Below are 314 nucleotides of genomic sequence, written 5' to 3'. Positions count from 1 at the left end.
TAATCTACCTGTTGAACAAACTCTTTGGATTCTGTATCGCTGGTATTTTCAGAATGCAGGTATTTTTTAACCAGCTCTCCCAGTTCGTTATAACGTGTTGCATTTAATACAAATTTTTCCTGATTGTTTACTTTGCAGGTAGTTTCGAGCAAGCGGCCTACATGGTCGTACTTATAGCCTTTTACAACAGTAAGGTCAGTTTGACCGGGCATGGTATGCACCTGGGTGGTTTCTTCAACCTCATGTGTTATTTTTTTGTATTTGCTGCACACCCTGTCAATACCACCCCTATGGTTGGTACTGGTGCTCATAAT

The 314-nt window shown here is 40.8% G+C and carries 1 protein-coding gene; it reads right to left on the bottom strand.

Annotated elements, in window-relative coordinates; translation table 11 throughout:
* A partial coding sequence (locus OM074_RS21755; RefSeq protein ID WP_301202741.1) for a hypothetical protein occupies positions 1–314 on the bottom strand: 314 nt, incomplete at both ends.

Source organism: Plebeiibacterium marinum (genome assembly GCF_026013615.1).
In the GTDB taxonomy this organism is placed as follows: domain Bacteria; phylum Bacteroidota; class Bacteroidia; order Bacteroidales; family Marinilabiliaceae; genus Saccharicrinis; species Saccharicrinis marinus_A.
Note: the sequence above shows the minus strand (reverse complement) of the source record. Positions and strands in the feature narration are given on the sequence as shown.